Source organism: Dokdonella sp. (assembly GCF_017744955.1).
In the GTDB taxonomy this organism is placed as follows: Bacteria; Pseudomonadota; Gammaproteobacteria; order Xanthomonadales; family Rhodanobacteraceae; genus Dokdonella_A.
Genome location: NZ_JAGIAG010000002.1, coordinates 652,469 through 667,669 on the forward strand (window position 1 = coordinate 652,469; position 15,201 = coordinate 667,669).

The following is a 15,201-nucleotide window of genomic DNA, read 5'->3' on the forward strand; positions in this document are numbered from 1 at the left end:
CGCATGCGCATCAAGGGAGGGCTTTCGCTGACTGCGACGCTCGGCTTGGCCGCGGCGATTGGCGGTTGGCTGCTGGTGTCGCGCGAGCGGAGGGTGCGGGCCGAGACGAGCGCGCCGGCCGTCGCCGCGACGGTGAAGACGGACCCGTCCGACGCACCCGCGCGGGCATCCGATACGCGAGCCGGCGCGAAAACCCCGGCCGCGCCCGACCTGCCGGCGCCGGACGTCCCGGCCAATCGCGCCATCGAGGCCTTGCGCGCCCTCGCCGAGCAAGGCCGACCCGACGCGATGCGCGAGCTGTCGATGCGCCTGATGTATTGCGCCGGGGCGGACTCCGAGCCGGACGAGGAAATCCGCCGCAACGCGCTCAAACGCTTCTACTGGAGGAACGGCCACGAACCGGCGACGGAGCTGGAAATCGGCCAGGTCGCTGCGGAGGTCGAGGACAGAGCCCGACGGCGCGAAGACTGCACCGGGGTCGATCCCGCACTGCTCGAGAATCGAGTCGCCTGGCTGGAAAAGGCCGCCCGCGCCGGCGATGCGAGGGCGCGCCTCGACTACGCCAACTGGGGTCTGCACGGCATGGGCAGGGAGGACATCCTCATGCATCCGGACGAGGTCGAGCGGCGCCGGCAAACCGCTGCCGATCTGCTGCAGCAGGCGCTCGCCGCCGGCGACTGCGACGCCTTGCCGCTGCTGGCGGACGCCTACCGCGGACAGGCCGGGCAGCTGGACTGGCTGTTCCAGCCGTCTCCGAGCCTGATGATCGCCTACGCCCAAGCGGATCGGCTGCGGCACGGGGAAGACGCCCGCGCCGACATCCAGGCCGCCGCGCAGGGCGCCGCCGAGAAGCTCGACGCCGCACAGCGGGCGGCCGCACTCCGACAAGGCGAAACGCTGTTCGCGCGCCATTGCCGGGCGCCTTCGCGTAACTAGCGAACATGGCCGCGGCGCAGCGGCAAAGGTACAATGCGGGGCTTTGCCTCCGTCCGGACCCAGGCCCATGCCCGCCACCCCGCTGAACCCCACCGATCTCTACGACGTCCGCTCGCTGCTCTCCGAAGAAGAGCGCATGGTGCAGGACACCGTCGCCCGCTTCACCGACGAGCGCGTGCTGCCGATCATCGGCGATTGCTTCGACAAGGGACGCTTCCCGACCGAGCTGATTCCGGAAATGGCCGAACTGGGTCTGCTCGGCTCGTCGCTGCCGACCGAATACGGCTGCGCCGGCATGAACGGCGTCAGCTACGGCCTGGTCTGCCAGGAACTCGAGCGCGGCGACTCGGGCATCCGCAGCTTCGCCTCGGTGCAGAGTTCGCTGTGCATGTATCCGATCTACGCCTACGGCAGCGAGGAACAGCGCCAGCGCTGGCTGCCGCAGATGGCGCAGGGCAAGGTGATCGGCTGCTTCGGTCTGACCGAGCCGCACGGCGGCTCCGATCCGGCCAACATGAAGACCAATGCCAAGCGCGACGGCGCCGACTGGATCCTCAACGGCGCCAAGATGTGGATCACCAACGGCAACCTCGCGCACATCGCGATCGTCTGGGCGCAGACCGAGGAAGGCATCCAGGGCTTCATCGTCGAGAAGGACTTCAAGGGCTTCAGCGCGCAGGAAGTGCACAAGAAGATGAGCCTGCGCGCGTCGGTCACCAGCGCGTTGTTTTTCGACAACGTGCGCGTGCCGGACGCCAACCGCCTGCCGAACGTGAAGGGCCTGAAGGGACCGCTGGGCTGCCTGACGCAGGCGCGCTACGGCATCACCTGGGGCCCGATCGGCGCGGCGATCGCCTGCTTCACCGAGACCACCGAATACGCCAAGAACCGCACCCTGTTCAACCGTCCGATCGCGGCGACGCAGGCGGTGCAGATCAAGCTCGCCGAGATGGCGCGGCGGATCACGCTGGCGCAGCTCCTGTCGCTGCAGCTCGGCCGCCTCAAGGACGCCGGCACCATGCAGCCGACCCAGGTCAGCCTGGCGAAGTGGAACAACTGCCGCATGGCGATCGACATCGCGCGCGAATGCCGCGACATCCTCGGCGGCGCCGGCATCACCACCGAACACTGTCCGATCCGCCACGCGCTGAATCTCGAGTCGGTCATCACCTACGAGGGCACGGAGACCGTGCACCAGCTGGTGGTCGGCCGCGAGGTGACGGGAATCAACGCGTTCTGAGCCTCGGGAAACCTTCGTGCGCACGGTCGCCGCGGTATTCGCGAGCGCGCTGCTGGCGGCGGCGCTGGTGCTGGTCGCCTATCGATTTCTGATCGGCGACCGGCAATGGCAGCAGCTGAGCGGCGAAGTCTCGGCGCTGAAGGACGAGCAGCAGCGGATGCGCAAGACGCTCGACGAGTCGCACGAAGCACTGGCCGCTTCCGCCGACGAAGGCAGCCTGCGCATGCGCGAAGACCTGCAAGCGGTCGCCGGCATGCGCGTGGCGATCGTCGAGTACTACCAGACCAACGGAAAGCTGCCGGCGCAGCAGGCCGACGCGGGCCTGCCCGCACCGGACCGCTATCGCGGCAAGACGCTGAAGTCCGCGACGGTCGCATCCGACGGCAGCATCGACCTCGTGTTCGATGCGACCTCCGGCGTCGACGGCGGGCGCATCCGCCTCGTCGCGGATACCACGCAGGCCGATGCGATGGGCGTGCGCTGGCGCTGCGAGACGACGGACTATCCGCAGATCAAGCGCGTCAGTCCGCTGTGCGAGTACACGCCGAAGACGCCGAAAATCGCCGGTGCGCCGGCAGCCTCCGACGGTCCTTGACGCATGTCGCCCGCGCGAGCGGGCGGGGACCGACGAGCCATCTGGAGTGAAGTCATCGTGAGCCTTCCCGACATCCGCATCGAAACCGAGCGCCTGGTCCTGCGCCTGCCGCGCATCGAGGACTTCGAGCGCTACGCGGAGCTGCACGCGAACGAGGAGGCCGCGCGCTACATCGGCGGCACCGCGCCGCGCGCGGCGGCCTGGCGCAAGTTCCTGCAGATGCCCGGTGCGTGGGCGGTGCAGGGCTTCGCGATGTTCTCGGTCGAGGAGAAGGCCAGCGGACGCTGGCTCGGACAGATGGGGCCGTGGCGCCCGGAAGGCTGGCCCGGCAACGAGATCGGCTACGCGTTCCACCCGGACGCCTGGGGCAAGGGCTATGCGCTGGAATCGGCGGTGGCCTCGATCGACTGGGCCTTCGACCACCTCGATTGGAACGAGATCATCCACTGCATCGATCCGGCCAATCTCGCGTCGCAGAAAGTGGCGCAGCGCCTGGGTTCGACACGCCAGGGGCCGGGCCGATTGCCGGCGCCTTTCCAGGATCATGCGGTCGACGTCTGGGGCCAGTCGCGCGAGCAGTGGCTGGCCCGGCGCGCGCAGGAGCGCGACGCATGATCACCGTCTACGGCTATTCGCCTTCCGGCAACTGCCACAAGCTGCGCATGCTGCTCGGCCACCTCGGGCGTGAGCATCGCTGGGTCGAGACCGACAGCGCGCACGGCGCCACGCGCACGCCGGAGTATCTCGCGAAGAATCCGAACGGCCGCGTGCCGATGATCGAACTCGACGACGGCCGCCGCATGGTCGAGTCCAACGCGATCCTCGCCTGGCTCGCCGACGGTACCTCGTACTTCGCCGGCGACGCGTGGCAGCGCGCGCAGACGCTGTCGTGGATGTTCTTCGAGCAGTACAGCCACGAACCCTACGTCGCCGTCGCGCGCTTCATCTGCGGCTGGACGCCGGCCGATTCGCCGCGCCGCGCCGACCTGCCGCGGCTGCGCGAGCGCGGCGATCAGGCGCTGGCGGTGATGGAGCGGCACCTGTCCGCGAACGACTGGTTCAGCAGCACCGGCTACGGCATCGCCGACATCGCGCTGTTCGGCTACACGCATTGCGCCGCCGACGGCGGCTTCGATCTGGCCGCCTGTCCGCGCGTCGTCGACTGGCTCGCGCGCGTGCGCGCGCAGCCAGGCTTCGTGGCGATGCCGCCGATTGCGGCGGAAAATGCCGCCTTGATCGCCCAGTCCGCCTAGCTTCCGAGCCGACGCTCGATCCCCACTTTCCATCGGCCCTACGCCATGAACGCCATTCCCAATCCGATCCCCGCCCGCCACAAGAACGTCAACCGCGCCGAGGTCTGCGACCAGAACTTCGTCGAATTCGTGCAGAACTGGTCCGGCTCGCCGCACCATGCGCCGCAGGCGGACGAAGCCGTGCTGCCGGGCAGCCTGTGCACCGCGCGCGATTTCCTCGCGCTGTTCGAATCGCAGCTGGTCTCGCGCCACCTCGACCTGATGGCGCGCGTGCTGCGCGTGAAGAACAAGGTGTTCTACACCATCGGCTCGAGCGGCCACGAAGGCAACGCGATGGTCGCGCGGCTGACGCGCCATACCGATCCGGCCTTCCTGCACTACCGCAGCGGCGCGTTCATGGCCGAGCGCTTCCGCAAGCTGCCGGGCACCGATGGTAGAAAGCTCGATCCCATCATGGATTCGGCGCTGTCGTTCGCGGCGAGCAAGGACGATCCGGCCTCCGGCGGCCGCCACAAGGTTTGGGGCAGCAAGCCGTTGTGGGTGCTGCCGCAGACTTCGACGATCGCCTCGCATCTGCCGAAGGCGCTCGGTACCGCGGTCGCGATCGAGCAGGCCAGGCGCCTCGCGCACGCGCTGCCGGTGCCGGAGGATTCGATCGCGATCTGCTCGTTCGGCGACGCCTCGGCCAACCACGCCACCGCGCAGACCGCGTTCAACGCCGCCGCCTGGACCGCCTACCAGAAGCTGCCGGCGCCGGTGCTGTTCGTGTGCGAGGACAACGGCATCGGCATCTCGGTGAAGACGCCGAACGACTGGATCCGCGCCAGCTTCGGCGGGCGCCGCGACCTCGACTATTTCTACGCCGACGGCCTCGATCTCGCCGAGGGCTACGAGCAGGTCGCGCGCGCGGTGCATCATTGCCGCACGACGCGGCGGCCGACCTTCCTGCACCTGCGCACCACGCGCATCATGGGCCACGCCGGCACCGACTTCGAGATCGAGTGGCGCAGCGTCGAGGAACTGGTCGCGGTCGAGTCGACCGATCCGCTGCTGCGTTCGGCCGCGATCGCGCTGGAATCGGGCCTGTACACGAAGGAATCGCTGCTGGCGCAGTACGAAGAGGTGCGCAAGAAGTGCTTCGCCGCGGCCGAGGAAGCCGATCGCCGGCCCAAGCTCGACCGGCTCGACGACGTGATGGCGCCGCTGGCGCCGTACACGCCGGACAAGGTGCGCGCGGAAGCGCAGCGCGCCGACTACGCGATCAAGCGCGCCGCCGTGTTCGGCGCCGACAAGCTGCCCGAGACCCTGCCGCCGCGGCATCTGGCGATCCAGATCAACAACGCGCTGCACGACCTGTTCTGCAAGTACCCCGAGGCGCTGCTGTTCGGCGAGGACGTGGCGCAGAAGGGCGGCGTCTACACGGTGACCAAGGGTCTGCACAAGGCGTTCAAGAACGCGCGCGTGTTCAACACGCTGCTCGACGAGACGATGATCCTCGGCCTGGCTCAGGGCTACGCCAACATGGGCCTGCTGCCGGTGCCGGAAATCCAGTACCTGGCGTATTTCCACAACGCCTGCGACCAGATCCGCGGCGAGGCGGCCAGCCTGCAGTTCTTCTCCAACAACCAGTACAAGAACCCGATGCTGGTGCGCATTGCCGGCCTCGGCTACCAGCGCGGCTTCGGCGGCCACTTCCACAACGACAACTCGATCGCCGCGCTGCGCGACATTCCCGGCATCGTGGTCGGCTGCGCCAGCCGCGGCGACGACGCGGCGACGATGCTGCGCACCTTGGCGGCGCTGGCGAAGGTCGACGGTCGCGTCGCGATCTTCCTCGAACCGATCGCGTTGTACATGACCAAGGACTTGTACGAAGCCGGCGACGGCCAGTGGCTGACGTCCTATCCGCCGCCGGACCAGGCGATGCCGCTCGGCGAAGGCCGCGTCTACGAAGAAGGCGCGGACGACCTGGTCGTCTTCACCTACGGCAACGGCGTGCCGATGAGCCTGCGCGCCGCGCGCGAGATCGAGAAGAAGCTCGGCTGGAAGGTGCGCACGGTCGACCTGCGCTGGCTGGTGCCGCTCAACGAGAGCTTCATCGCCGAACAGGCGAAGAACGCCAAGCGCATCCTGGTCGTCGACGAAGGCCGCCATTCGGCCGGCGTCGGCGAAGGCGTGATCACCGCGATCGTCGAGGCCGGGCACGGCGCCACGCCGCTGCGTCGCGTGGTCGGCGCGGATACCTACACGCCGCTCGCCGGCGCGGCGTTCCTGGTGCTGCCGGGCGACGCCGACATCGTCGCGGCGGCGGAAGCCTTGCGCTGAGCGCGGAAGCGACCGACGCGCCGACGCTTCGCCGCCGGCGCGTGCGTGCGTGATCGACGGCGTGCTCGCCGGTGGCTTCAGTCGAAGCCGTTGGCGAACACCGCGTCGAAGCCGGTCGGCGCCAGATCGCTGCCCTGGAAGATGCCGAGCGGCGAGTAGTTCGCGTAGCCGGGGAAGGCGTAGTAGACGTTCGCGTTGCGCAGGCGGCGGATCAACGCTTCGGACAAGACGCGGCGGTAATCGGTGGTGACCATCACGTCGGCGCCTTCGAACATCTGGTCGCCGGCGAGACCGGCGAATTCGCCGAAGGTGCGGCCGCCGTTGACCGATCCGCCGAGCGCGAGCATGACGTTGCCGTAGCCGTGGTCGGTGCCCTGGTCGTCGTTCTCCTGCACGCGGCGGCCGAACTCGCTCATCGCGACGGTGCTGACGCGCTGCGCGTAGTTGCCGGTGTCGTTGGCGAGGTCGGCGTGGAACGCGCCGAGCCCGCGCGAGAGCCGGCTGACGGCCTCGCCGAACATGTAGTTCTGGCCGTTGTGCGTATCCCAGCCGCCGAGGTCGATCGCCGCGTAGCGCAGGCCGACGTCGAGCTTGATCAGCTGCGCGAGCATGCGCAGCTGCTGCGCGAAGCCGTCGTCGTCGTAGCTGGCGCCGGGCGCCGGCACATAACCTTCGAAGTCGATGCCGCGGATCACCTGCAGCGCTTCCAGCGTCTGTCGGCCGGCCGCTTCGAGCGAGCTGCCGCCGGTCCAAAGCTGCGGCAGCATCGACAGCATGCCGTGCACGCCGGCCGGCGCGTCGCCGGCGTAGTCGGGACTGACGTTCCACGGCCAGTTGCCGGTGTCGATGCGGAAATCGCCGCCGTCGGACAGCGTGATCGCCTCGGCGCTGCCGAGCAGGCTGGTCGCGGTCAGGCTGCCGACCGACACGGCCGGGATCATCACGTTCGGCGGCAGCGCGCCGCTCGCCAGCGCGCGCGTGATCCAGCCGATGCCGCTGCCCTGGCCGGCGAGGCCGACTTCCATGTTGATCTGCGCGTCGAAGTGGCTGCGCGTGACCGGCGCCGGCATGCCCGCACCGAGCACCACCGCGAGCCGGTTCTGGTTGTACAGCGCCTGCAATTCCGGCGCGCGCGAATGCGCCTGCCACTGGCCGTCGCCGCCGAGCGGCAGGCCGGCACCTTCGCCGGTCAAAGGGATGCGCGTGGCGTTGCGCGCCTGCTCGTAGCGGAAGCGCTCGGAATTGCTGGCGCCGGGCGAGATCAGGCTGAGGCCGTCCATGCCGCCGCGCAGGAACACCACCACCAGGGTGTCGTGGTCGTTCGCGTTCGGTGCGCCGAACACCAGGCGCGTGCCGGGCAGGGCGCCGGCGACGAGGCCGCAGGTGCCGCAGGCCTTGAGGAAATCGCGTCGATCGATGCGGGTCATCGGGCTTCTCCTCAGCGAGCCAGGAAGTCGGGACTGCACAGGATCAGCGCCACCGTCGAGCGCAGGCGGTCCTGCGTGTAGTGCCGTTTCAGATCGTCCGCGTGCCAGTCGTTGCGTTCCAGGTCGAGCGCGTCGTCGGCGCCGGCGTTCTGGCGCAGGAAGTCGACCGCCTTGCCGCGCACCGGTTCGGGGCGGAAGCCGAGGATGCGATCGCACCAGTAGCCGACCACCGCGCTGGCGCTGCGTCCGCCGGCAGCGATCGCCGCGTTGGTCTGCGCGACGACGTCGGCGACGTAGGGGTAGGTGTCGGAATAGCCGACCTCCTGGCGGATCGTGGTCAGGCGCGTCAGCAGCTTCCAGCTCATCGCGATCGCGCCGGTGCTGCTCCAGGCGGCAGCGCGATCGGGATACCCGTTCGGCGCCGGCCAGTAGAACAGGCGATGGCCGGCCTGCTGCAGGCGCGCGGCGAGTTCGTCCGCGGTCGGCCACTGGTTCGGGTAGTCGCGCGTGGTCGGGGTGAAATCGCCGCCGAGCGCGCGCAGCGCACCGGCGAAGCTGTTGAACGGCCGCTTGACCTTGGCGGCCCAGGTGTTCTTGAACGCGTCGGACAGCAGGATCGCGCGCAGCACCTGCGCGAGCTGGTCCGGCGCGCCGATCTGCGCGGTGAACAGCGCGGCGGCGCTTTCGATCAGGCTCGCCGGCGGGTTGTCGCCGACGAAGCGCCGGCACAGCTTGCCGACGACGTGGCGCGCCGTGTTCGGATGCGCGCAGAGACGGTCGAACACATCGCGGCCGTCGCGCATCTCCGGTTGGTCCGGCGGCAGGTAGCGGCCGAGGAAGATCTTGTTGCGCCGGTCGTGCCATTCGCTGCGATAGACGAACCCGCCGTCGTTGTCGGCCGGGAACTGCCAGTTGCCGTCCTTGATGGTCCAGCCGGTCAGCGCGGCGGCGGCTTCGTAGACGTCGTTGTCGACGTAGCCCTGCGGAAAGCTGTCCTCGCAATGGATGTCGGCGTCGATGCAGGGCACGCCGAGCGGGTCGGTGGGGCCGAAGTAGTGCTCGGCGCCGAGCGTGTGCAGTTCGAGCAGTTCGCGCGCGTAGTTCTCGTTCGGGCCGGCGCGCGTGCTGGCGTAGAGGTCGAGCGAGTACATCATCGTGGTCGATTGGCAGACCTGTTCGAGCATCTGCCGGAAATTGCCGAACGCGTTCGCGCGCAGGCGGCGGTCGAGGTCGGGGAACAGCGGGCCGCCGTCGTAGTCCCAGCCGAACACGCTGAAGTGGTCGTGCCAGAAATCGACCGTCACCTCGAACAACTGGCGCTCGCTGTAGATCGCGCGGATCGTCGTCGCGCACTCGGCTTCGGCGGCCGGCAGCATGCGCACGGCGTAGTCGCCGGTTTCGTGATGATCGGCCCACAGCTGCGCGAGCGACTTGTCGAGCGTGAGGAAGCTGCCCGAGGCGATGCGCGCGTCGCAGGCCGCGTCGGCGATCGCGGCAGGGGAGAGCTGCCAATCGACCCAGTTCTGCCAGCGCGCGTCGTCGCCGGCGCCGGGGCGCGCGTCGAACGCGGCCTTCGCCTGCGGCGAATAGCCGAACGTCGCCTTCTGCAGCCAGCGCACCGGCGCCGGCGGCGTGCTGGCGAGCGGCACGTAAGGCACCGCGGCGGGAGCGGCAGGCCGGCCCGCGCGCCGCATCGCGGCGGCGGGCGCATTGCCGACGGCGGCGGACAGCGCGGTGAACAGGCGACGACGCGAAGCGAGCGAAACGGATGCGGCTGTCATGGCTTTTTTTCTTCCCCGTACCTGCCGGGCGGCGACCCGCAGGGCGATCAAGCATAGGCGGCCGTCATGACCCGATTTGTGACGCCCGGCTCAGCAGGCCGCGGGCTTGCTGCGCTGCCGATCGGCACGAAGCGCCGGCGTCAAACGATCAGCGGCTCCGCTTCGAGCACGACGTCGTAGCATTCGCGCACGCGTCCGCGAATGCGCTCGGCAAGGGCCCACAGCTCGGCTCCGCTGGCGCTGCCGTGGTTGACCAGCACCAGCGCATGCCGCTCGGAGACGCCGGCATCGCCTTCGCGTGCGCCCTTGAAGCCGAGCGATTCGATCAGCCAGGCGGCGGACAGCTTGGCGCCGCCGTCTTCGGTCGGCCAGGCCTGCAACTGCGGATGCTCGCGCCGCAAGCGCTCGGCAAGCCCGGCGGCGACGATCGGGTTCTTGAAGAAGCTACCGGCATTGCCGATCACGGCCGGGTCCGGCAGCTTGCGCGTGCGCAGGCGCGCGACCGCCTCGGCGACGTTCGACGGCGTGGGCTCGTCGATACCCAGCGCGGCCAGTTCCTCGCGCACGCCGGCATAGTCCAGGCGCAGCGCGCGCTCGCGCGGCAACTCGAACTCGACCGCGGTCACGACGTAGCGCTCGCGCTCGCGCTTGAAGCGCGAATCGCGGTAGCCGAACGCGCAATCGGCGTTGTCGAGCCGAACCAGCCGCGCCTCTCGGCGGTCCCAGGCCTCGACCGCGGCGATGAACTGGCGCACCTCGATACCGTAGGCGCCGATGTTCTGGATCGGCGCCGCGCCGACCGTGCCGGGAATCAGCACCAGGTTCTCGAGCCCGGCGAACCCGTGCGCCAGCGACCAGCGCACGAAGTCGTTCCAGTTCTCGCCGGCCTCCACGCGTACGCGCGCGGCGTCGCCGCGATCTTCGGGCACGGCGATGCCGCGCGCGGCGATCGACAGCACGACGCCCGGCCAGTCGCGCGTGAACAGCACGTTGCTGCCTTCGCCGAGCACCAGCAGCGGCTGCGTCTTCAGGGCCGCGTAGCCGAACAATTCGGCCAGCGCCGCCGGCTTGCGCACGTCGATCAGCAGCTCCGCGCGCGCCGGCACGCGGAACGTGTTGCGCCCGGCCAGCGAGGCGCGCTCGACGATCGTGTAGCCGTCGCCCTGGGCGAGACCGGAATTAAGCGCGGGCACGGATCGCCTCGACGCAGTCGCCGATCAGGCCGGGGCCGCGATAGACCATGCCGGTGTAGAACTGCACCAAGGTCGCGCCGGCGGCGATCTTCGCCGCCGCATCGGCGCCGCTGACGATGCCGCCGACGCCGATCAGCGGGATCTTGCCGCCGAGCCGCCGCGCCATGCCGCCCAGCACCTCGGTCGATTTCGCGAACGCGGGCTTGCCGGATAATCCGCCGGCTTCGTTCGCGTAGCGATGGCCGGCGACCGCCGTGCGGTCGATCGTCGTGTTGGTGCAGATCAGGCCGTCGACGCCCGCCGCCAGCAGCACCTCGGCGATCGCGTCGAGTTCGGTGTCGGAAAGATCCGGCGCGATCTTCAGCAGCATCGGCTTGCGCACGCGATGCTGCGCGGCGAGGCGCTCCTGCGCTTCGCGCAAGGTTCCGATGAAGCGCTTGAGCGTCTCCTCTTCCTGCAGGTCGCGCAGGCCTTGCGTGTTGGGCGAGGAGATGTTGACGGTGACATAGCTCGCGCGCGCGTAGACGCGCTCGAGGCAGTGCAGGTAGTCCTCGACCGCGCGCTCGTTCGGCGTATCCTTGTTCTTGCCGATGTTGATGCCGAGCACGCCGCCGAACGTCGCTCGTTCGACGTTGCGCACCAGCGCGTCGACGCCGCCGTTGTTGAAGCCGAGCCGGTTGATGACGGCCTCGTGCTCGGGCAGGCGGAACATGCGCGGCTTCGGGTTGCCAGCCTGCGCGCGCGGCGTGGTGGTGCCGACTTCGATGAAGCCGAAGCCGAGCGCGGCGAGGGCGTCGACGTAGGCACCGTTCTTGTCCAGCCCGGCGGCGAGTCCGACCGGATTGTCGAAGCGCAGCCCGAGCGCTTCCACCGGCAGCGGCTTCGGTCGCGGTGCGAGGAGGGCGCTGGTACCGGTGCGGTAGGCCGCCTCGATCGACACCAGGCCGAGGTCGTGCGCGCGCTCGGCGTCGAGACAGAACAGGAACGGGCGGGCGAGGGCGTACATCCGGACTGGTCCTCAAGCGGTGCCGCGCGGCGCGTATGGGGCCGTCGGAGCGCGGACGAAGGAAGGAATTTCGGGGATTTTACCGGCAGGCCGCCGGTTGCGGGCGCGATCCGGCTGTCCGGTCGCCGCCGTCGGTCACGGGTAGTCCGCTCGTGACGGGCGTCAGCGCAGCCGGCCGACGTAGAGCCGCGTGTCGTAGTGCATGGCGACGTTGCCGTCGACCGCGCTGCGCTCGAACAGCTCGCGCAGCGCGTCGCGCAGCGGCGCATAGGCGGCATCGCCGGGCTTCGGCACGTACGAGGACGAGCGCGCGCGACCGAGCAGGCCGTCGAAATCGAGCCGCTGCGCGTTCGGGAACGTCGCGCTCTGCAGGAAGCCCTCGCCGAAGAACGCGCGGATCGCGATCTCGTCGGCGCGCCGGCTCGATTCGACTTCGGCGTAGTCGCGGCTGTGCGTGCGCAGGATCGCTTCGTAGGCGCGCATGAAGTCGTCCTGCCGGCGCAGGTTCCAGAACAGGACGACGTGGCCGTCGCCGCGCAGGACGCGCGCGAACTCCGCGCGCGTCTCCGCCGCGTCGAACCAGTGGAAGGCGGTGCCGGCGGCGACCAGGTCGACGCTGTCCGCGGCGAGCGTGGTCGCCTCGGCGCGGCCGTCGACCGCCTGGAATCCCCGGTGGGCACCCAGCCGGCTCTCGGCCGCCGCGCGCATCGGCGCGTTCGGCTCGACCGCATGCACGACGCAGCCCGCATCGAGGAACAGCGCGCTCGAAATGCCGGTACCGGCGCCGACGTCGGCGACCACGGCGCCCGGCCATAGCCAGCCTCGTTCGCGCAGGTAGTCGGTCACGGCCGTGGGATAGCCGGGCCGATAGCGGACGTAGTCGTCGACGCGGTTGCCGAAGCGCTCGACCGGGTCGCGGCTTGCGCGATCGTCCGTCATCAGGCGACGTAGTGCGCGAAGAACGCGATTCCGCCGAGGAACAGGAAGATCACTCCGAGGCCCAGAACCACGATGACGACGTGCGCCCAGCCGAGGATCAATCCAGCGATGGCCATCCCGTCACCGTCGACGGTGCCTGGAGGCGCGCGCCGGATTTCGCCGCGGGCACTGTGGCCAAGAACGATCGCCAGGATCGCGCCGATAACGGGCAACGCGAACCACGAGAGCACGCCGAAGACGAGACTGGCGACGGCGGTGCCGCTGGTGCGGGGGGCTGTGGTGTTCATGTGGGTGATTCTAGCCAGGTCCGGGGACGAGGAATGTTCAAAGGAAAGCGCGTGCGCCGGCGATCGGCGGCTGGCGTGGGCATGGTTTCGCCGGATTGAGAGTCAAAAAATCACCCTAGTATCGGTCGAGCTGCCGATACTGTGCCGCAGTGTTGACCGACCGATCAACAAGATGCCCGTTGGTTGAAGAGCTGCCGAGAAGATGCCCGCGCGTCGTGTTGGCCGCGGCAGGTCCGTGTGACGACGCTGCGCAAACAACTCTCCCGCTGGAGGGCGGAGTTCGGGCACGAACCTGATTGCAGCAGGCGCGCATGCCCCTTTACGTCGCGATATGCAGAGCCATCTCCAACCGGATCCAGATGATTCCTTCGCGAGAATGGACGCACGTCACGACCGAGGAGGTCGATACGGACAACTGGGGCTTTGGCGGATACACGACCACCACGATCCGCGAGGGGTGCGCACCGATGTCGGGAACCTGGCTGCAGCGCGGCGACCAGACGGATGGAAACAACAGGTGACGCATGCCGCTCGCCCGCCTGCGGAGTACCGCAGGCTGGCGGGTTGGTGATGGAGGTCGATCGACTTCGGTCATGCGACATCGATCACTCGAGCGCTGTCACCCGTGCCCGTGCCGTCTTCAGCGCATGCGTCCACCAGAGCAGATCGTCCACCATCTGGTCGGCGACGTTGTCCAGTTCGGCCAGGTGCGGCGCCACGTCCTGCCCCTGGAAATGCGCGTACAGCGCCGCGGCCGGGACATGGATCGCCGAGCGGATCGGCGCGAGCTGCATTTCCACCGCGATCTCCCGCAGTTGCTCGATCGCGCGTGCGCCGCCGACGCTGCCGTAGCCGACGAAAGCGATGGCCTTGCGATTCCACTCTGGGTAGACCCAGTCGATCGCGTTCTTCAGCACGGCGGTGGGCCCGTGGTTGTACTCGGGCGAGATGACGACGAATCCGTCCGACGCGGCGATGGCCTGCGTCCAGCGCTTGACGACTTCGTGCTCGTAGGCCGGCCGTCCCGGCATCGCTGGCGGAATCGGCGCGTCGAAGAACGGCATCGGATAGTCCTGGAGGTCGATCAGGCGCGCGTCGACGCCCTCGCGCTCCTTCAGGTGGTCGAGGATCCACCGGGCGGGCTTCTCGGCGAGGCGCCCCTGGCGAACGCTGCCGACGATGACGGAAATGACGGTCATGATGGTGTACTCCGATGGATGAGAGAGGTGTTGTGCTGCGCCTAGCAATCAGCGCAACACCCCCTTGGCGTGCAATTCGCGACCGATGCGCGCGATCTCGCGTTCGCCCTCGGCCAGCGCGGCATCGCTGGTGTGCACCGAGTAATAGCCGAGATGCAGGTCGTGCGGATGCGGGATTGCCGTGCCGAGCACGAAACGCGTATCGGCAATCGCCTCGAATTCGATGGCGGCGTTCGAGCGATCGAATATGGCCAGTTCGCCTTTGCCGACCCGCTCGGGCGCGCGCAGGCTTCCTTCCATCACGGCGATCCAGGCGACGCGATGGCCCTCGGGCGGTTGATGGGTCCAGCGCTGACCCGCCTCGAGTCGCACGTCGAAGTAGTTGATGCCCGGCGGCGCATCGATCGGACTGGCCGCACTGCCGCTGCGACCGAGCAACACCCGAGCCGGACCATCGAACGGAATCTCGTCGACCGACAGGTGGTGGCTGAACGCGGGAGACAGCTCGCGATCCTCGGGCAGGGCGACCCACAACTGGAAGGCCTTGATCGGCGGCGCGGTTTCGCCCGTATGCCAGATGCCGCGACCGGCGCTCATCCATTCGACGTCGCCCGCGCTCATCGGTCCTTCGTGGCCGTTCGATTCCATGTAGTGCCCCTGGCCCTCGATCAGCAAGGTCAGCGTGGCGATGCCCGAGTGCGGATGCCAGCCAAAATCCTTCTGGCCGACCGGCTGCTGCGAATCGACGAGGTCGAGGAAGACGAAGGGCTTGATCATCCGGCCGATGTCGGAAGGACTGACCATTCGGGTGATCGGCCCGTGCTCGCGGCCGCGCGTGCGGAAAACAATGTTGCGACCGGTGGATTCGTGGACTTCGTGCGGGGTTTTGACGACGGCGTTCATGGGTTCTCTCCGTGGGTTGGCGAGAACCAATCTAGTCACGCGATGCAGTTGCCACTAGCCGGGAAAACGGGATTTGACTGCTCCATTTCTGGACGGAATCGAGCTGGGAAATCGCGC

General features: G+C 68.8%; 15 protein-coding genes. 7 read left to right on the plus strand and 8 right to left on the minus strand.

The window, feature by feature from the left end; all coding sequences use genetic code 11:
- Window positions 1-3: 3 nt before the first annotated feature.
- The 6 genes from J7520_RS07880 (at window position 4) to J7520_RS07905 (ending at window position 6,349) form a co-directional block, all read left to right on the plus strand.
- On the plus strand, window positions 4-936 hold the full coding sequence (locus J7520_RS07880) for a hypothetical protein (RefSeq protein WP_291186251.1): 933 nt from the start codon (window positions 4-6) through the stop codon (window positions 934-936).
- Between the two features lie 67 nt (window positions 937-1,003).
- Entirely contained in the window at window positions 1,004-2,176 is a 1,173-nt protein-coding gene (locus tag J7520_RS07885) for an acyl-CoA dehydrogenase family protein (protein ID WP_291186253.1), read from the plus strand.
- A 16-nt stretch (window positions 2,177-2,192) separates the two neighbouring features.
- On the plus strand, window positions 2,193-2,771 hold the full coding sequence (locus J7520_RS07890) for a pilin (RefSeq protein WP_291186256.1): 579 nt from the start codon (window positions 2,193-2,195) through the stop codon (window positions 2,769-2,771).
- 57 nt (window positions 2,772-2,828) lie between these two features.
- Window positions 2,829-3,386: a GNAT family N-acetyltransferase gene (locus J7520_RS07895; protein ID WP_291186259.1), complete on the plus strand. Its 558-nt coding sequence runs from the start codon at window positions 2,829-2,831 to the stop codon at window positions 3,384-3,386.
- Window positions 3,383-4,024: a glutathione S-transferase family protein gene (locus J7520_RS07900; RefSeq protein ID WP_291186262.1), complete on the plus strand. Its 642-nt coding sequence runs from the start codon at window positions 3,383-3,385 to the stop codon at window positions 4,022-4,024. Before J7520_RS07895 ends, J7520_RS07900 begins: the two co-directional genes overlap by 4 nt.
- 45 nt (window positions 4,025-4,069) lie before the next feature.
- On the plus strand, window positions 4,070-6,349 hold the full coding sequence (locus J7520_RS07905; RefSeq protein ID WP_291186264.1) for a thiamine pyrophosphate-dependent enzyme: 2,280 nt from the start codon (window positions 4,070-4,072) through the stop codon (window positions 6,347-6,349).
- 77 nt (window positions 6,350-6,426) lie between these two features.
- On the opposite strand, the gene J7520_RS07910 is transcribed toward J7520_RS07905, so the two are convergent.
- The 6 genes from J7520_RS07910 to J7520_RS07935 form a co-directional block, all read right to left on the minus strand.
- On the minus strand, window positions 6,427-7,776 hold the full coding sequence (locus J7520_RS07910; RefSeq protein ID WP_291186265.1) for a DUF1501 domain-containing protein: 1,350 nt from the start codon (window positions 7,774-7,776) through the stop codon (window positions 6,427-6,429).
- Between the two features lie 11 nt (window positions 7,777-7,787).
- Window positions 7,788-9,557 carry a DUF1800 domain-containing protein gene (locus J7520_RS07915; RefSeq protein WP_291186267.1) on the minus strand — a complete coding sequence of 590 codons (1,770 nt, stop codon included), beginning with the start codon at window positions 9,555-9,557 and terminating at the stop codon, window positions 7,788-7,790.
- Between the two features lie 140 nt (window positions 9,558-9,697).
- On the minus strand, window positions 9,698-10,750 hold the full coding sequence (murB, locus tag J7520_RS07920; protein ID WP_291186270.1) for a UDP-N-acetylmuramate dehydrogenase: 1,053 nt from the start codon (window positions 10,748-10,750) through the stop codon (window positions 9,698-9,700).
- The gene (locus J7520_RS07925) at window positions 10,737-11,756 is read right to left on the minus strand and encodes a quinone-dependent dihydroorotate dehydrogenase (protein WP_291186273.1); all 1,020 of its coding nucleotides are present in this window, start codon (window positions 11,754-11,756) and stop codon (window positions 10,737-10,739) included. The genes murB and J7520_RS07925 overlap by 14 nt, the downstream gene beginning before the upstream one ends.
- A 162-nt stretch (window positions 11,757-11,918) precedes the next feature.
- Window positions 11,919-12,695: a class I SAM-dependent methyltransferase gene (locus tag J7520_RS07930; RefSeq protein ID WP_291186276.1), complete on the minus strand. Its 777-nt coding sequence runs from the start codon at window positions 12,693-12,695 to the stop codon at window positions 11,919-11,921.
- A complete protein-coding gene (locus J7520_RS07935; RefSeq protein WP_291186279.1) occupies window positions 12,695-12,982 on the minus strand; it encodes a DUF4190 domain-containing protein in 288 nt (95 codons plus the stop codon). The genes J7520_RS07930 and J7520_RS07935 overlap by 1 nt, the downstream gene beginning before the upstream one ends.
- Before the next feature lie 311 nt (window positions 12,983-13,293).
- Between J7520_RS07935 and J7520_RS07940 the strand changes: the two genes are divergently transcribed.
- A complete protein-coding gene (locus J7520_RS07940; RefSeq protein ID WP_291186282.1) occupies window positions 13,294-13,503 on the plus strand; it encodes a hypothetical protein in 210 nt (69 codons plus the stop codon).
- Window positions 13,504-13,587: 84 nt separating this feature from the next.
- Here J7520_RS07940 and J7520_RS07945 read toward each other — a convergent pair whose 3' ends face one another.
- Both J7520_RS07945 and J7520_RS07950 read right to left on the minus strand, forming a co-directional pair.
- Window positions 13,588-14,181: an NAD(P)H-dependent oxidoreductase gene (locus J7520_RS07945; RefSeq protein WP_291186285.1), complete on the minus strand. Its 594-nt coding sequence runs from the start codon at window positions 14,179-14,181 to the stop codon at window positions 13,588-13,590.
- Between the two features lie 48 nt (window positions 14,182-14,229).
- Window positions 14,230-15,114 (minus strand): pirin family protein, encoded by an 885-nt coding sequence (locus J7520_RS07950; protein ID WP_291186288.1) that lies wholly within the window; start codon window positions 15,112-15,114, stop codon window positions 14,230-14,232.
- Window positions 15,115-15,201: the final 87 nt, after the last annotated feature.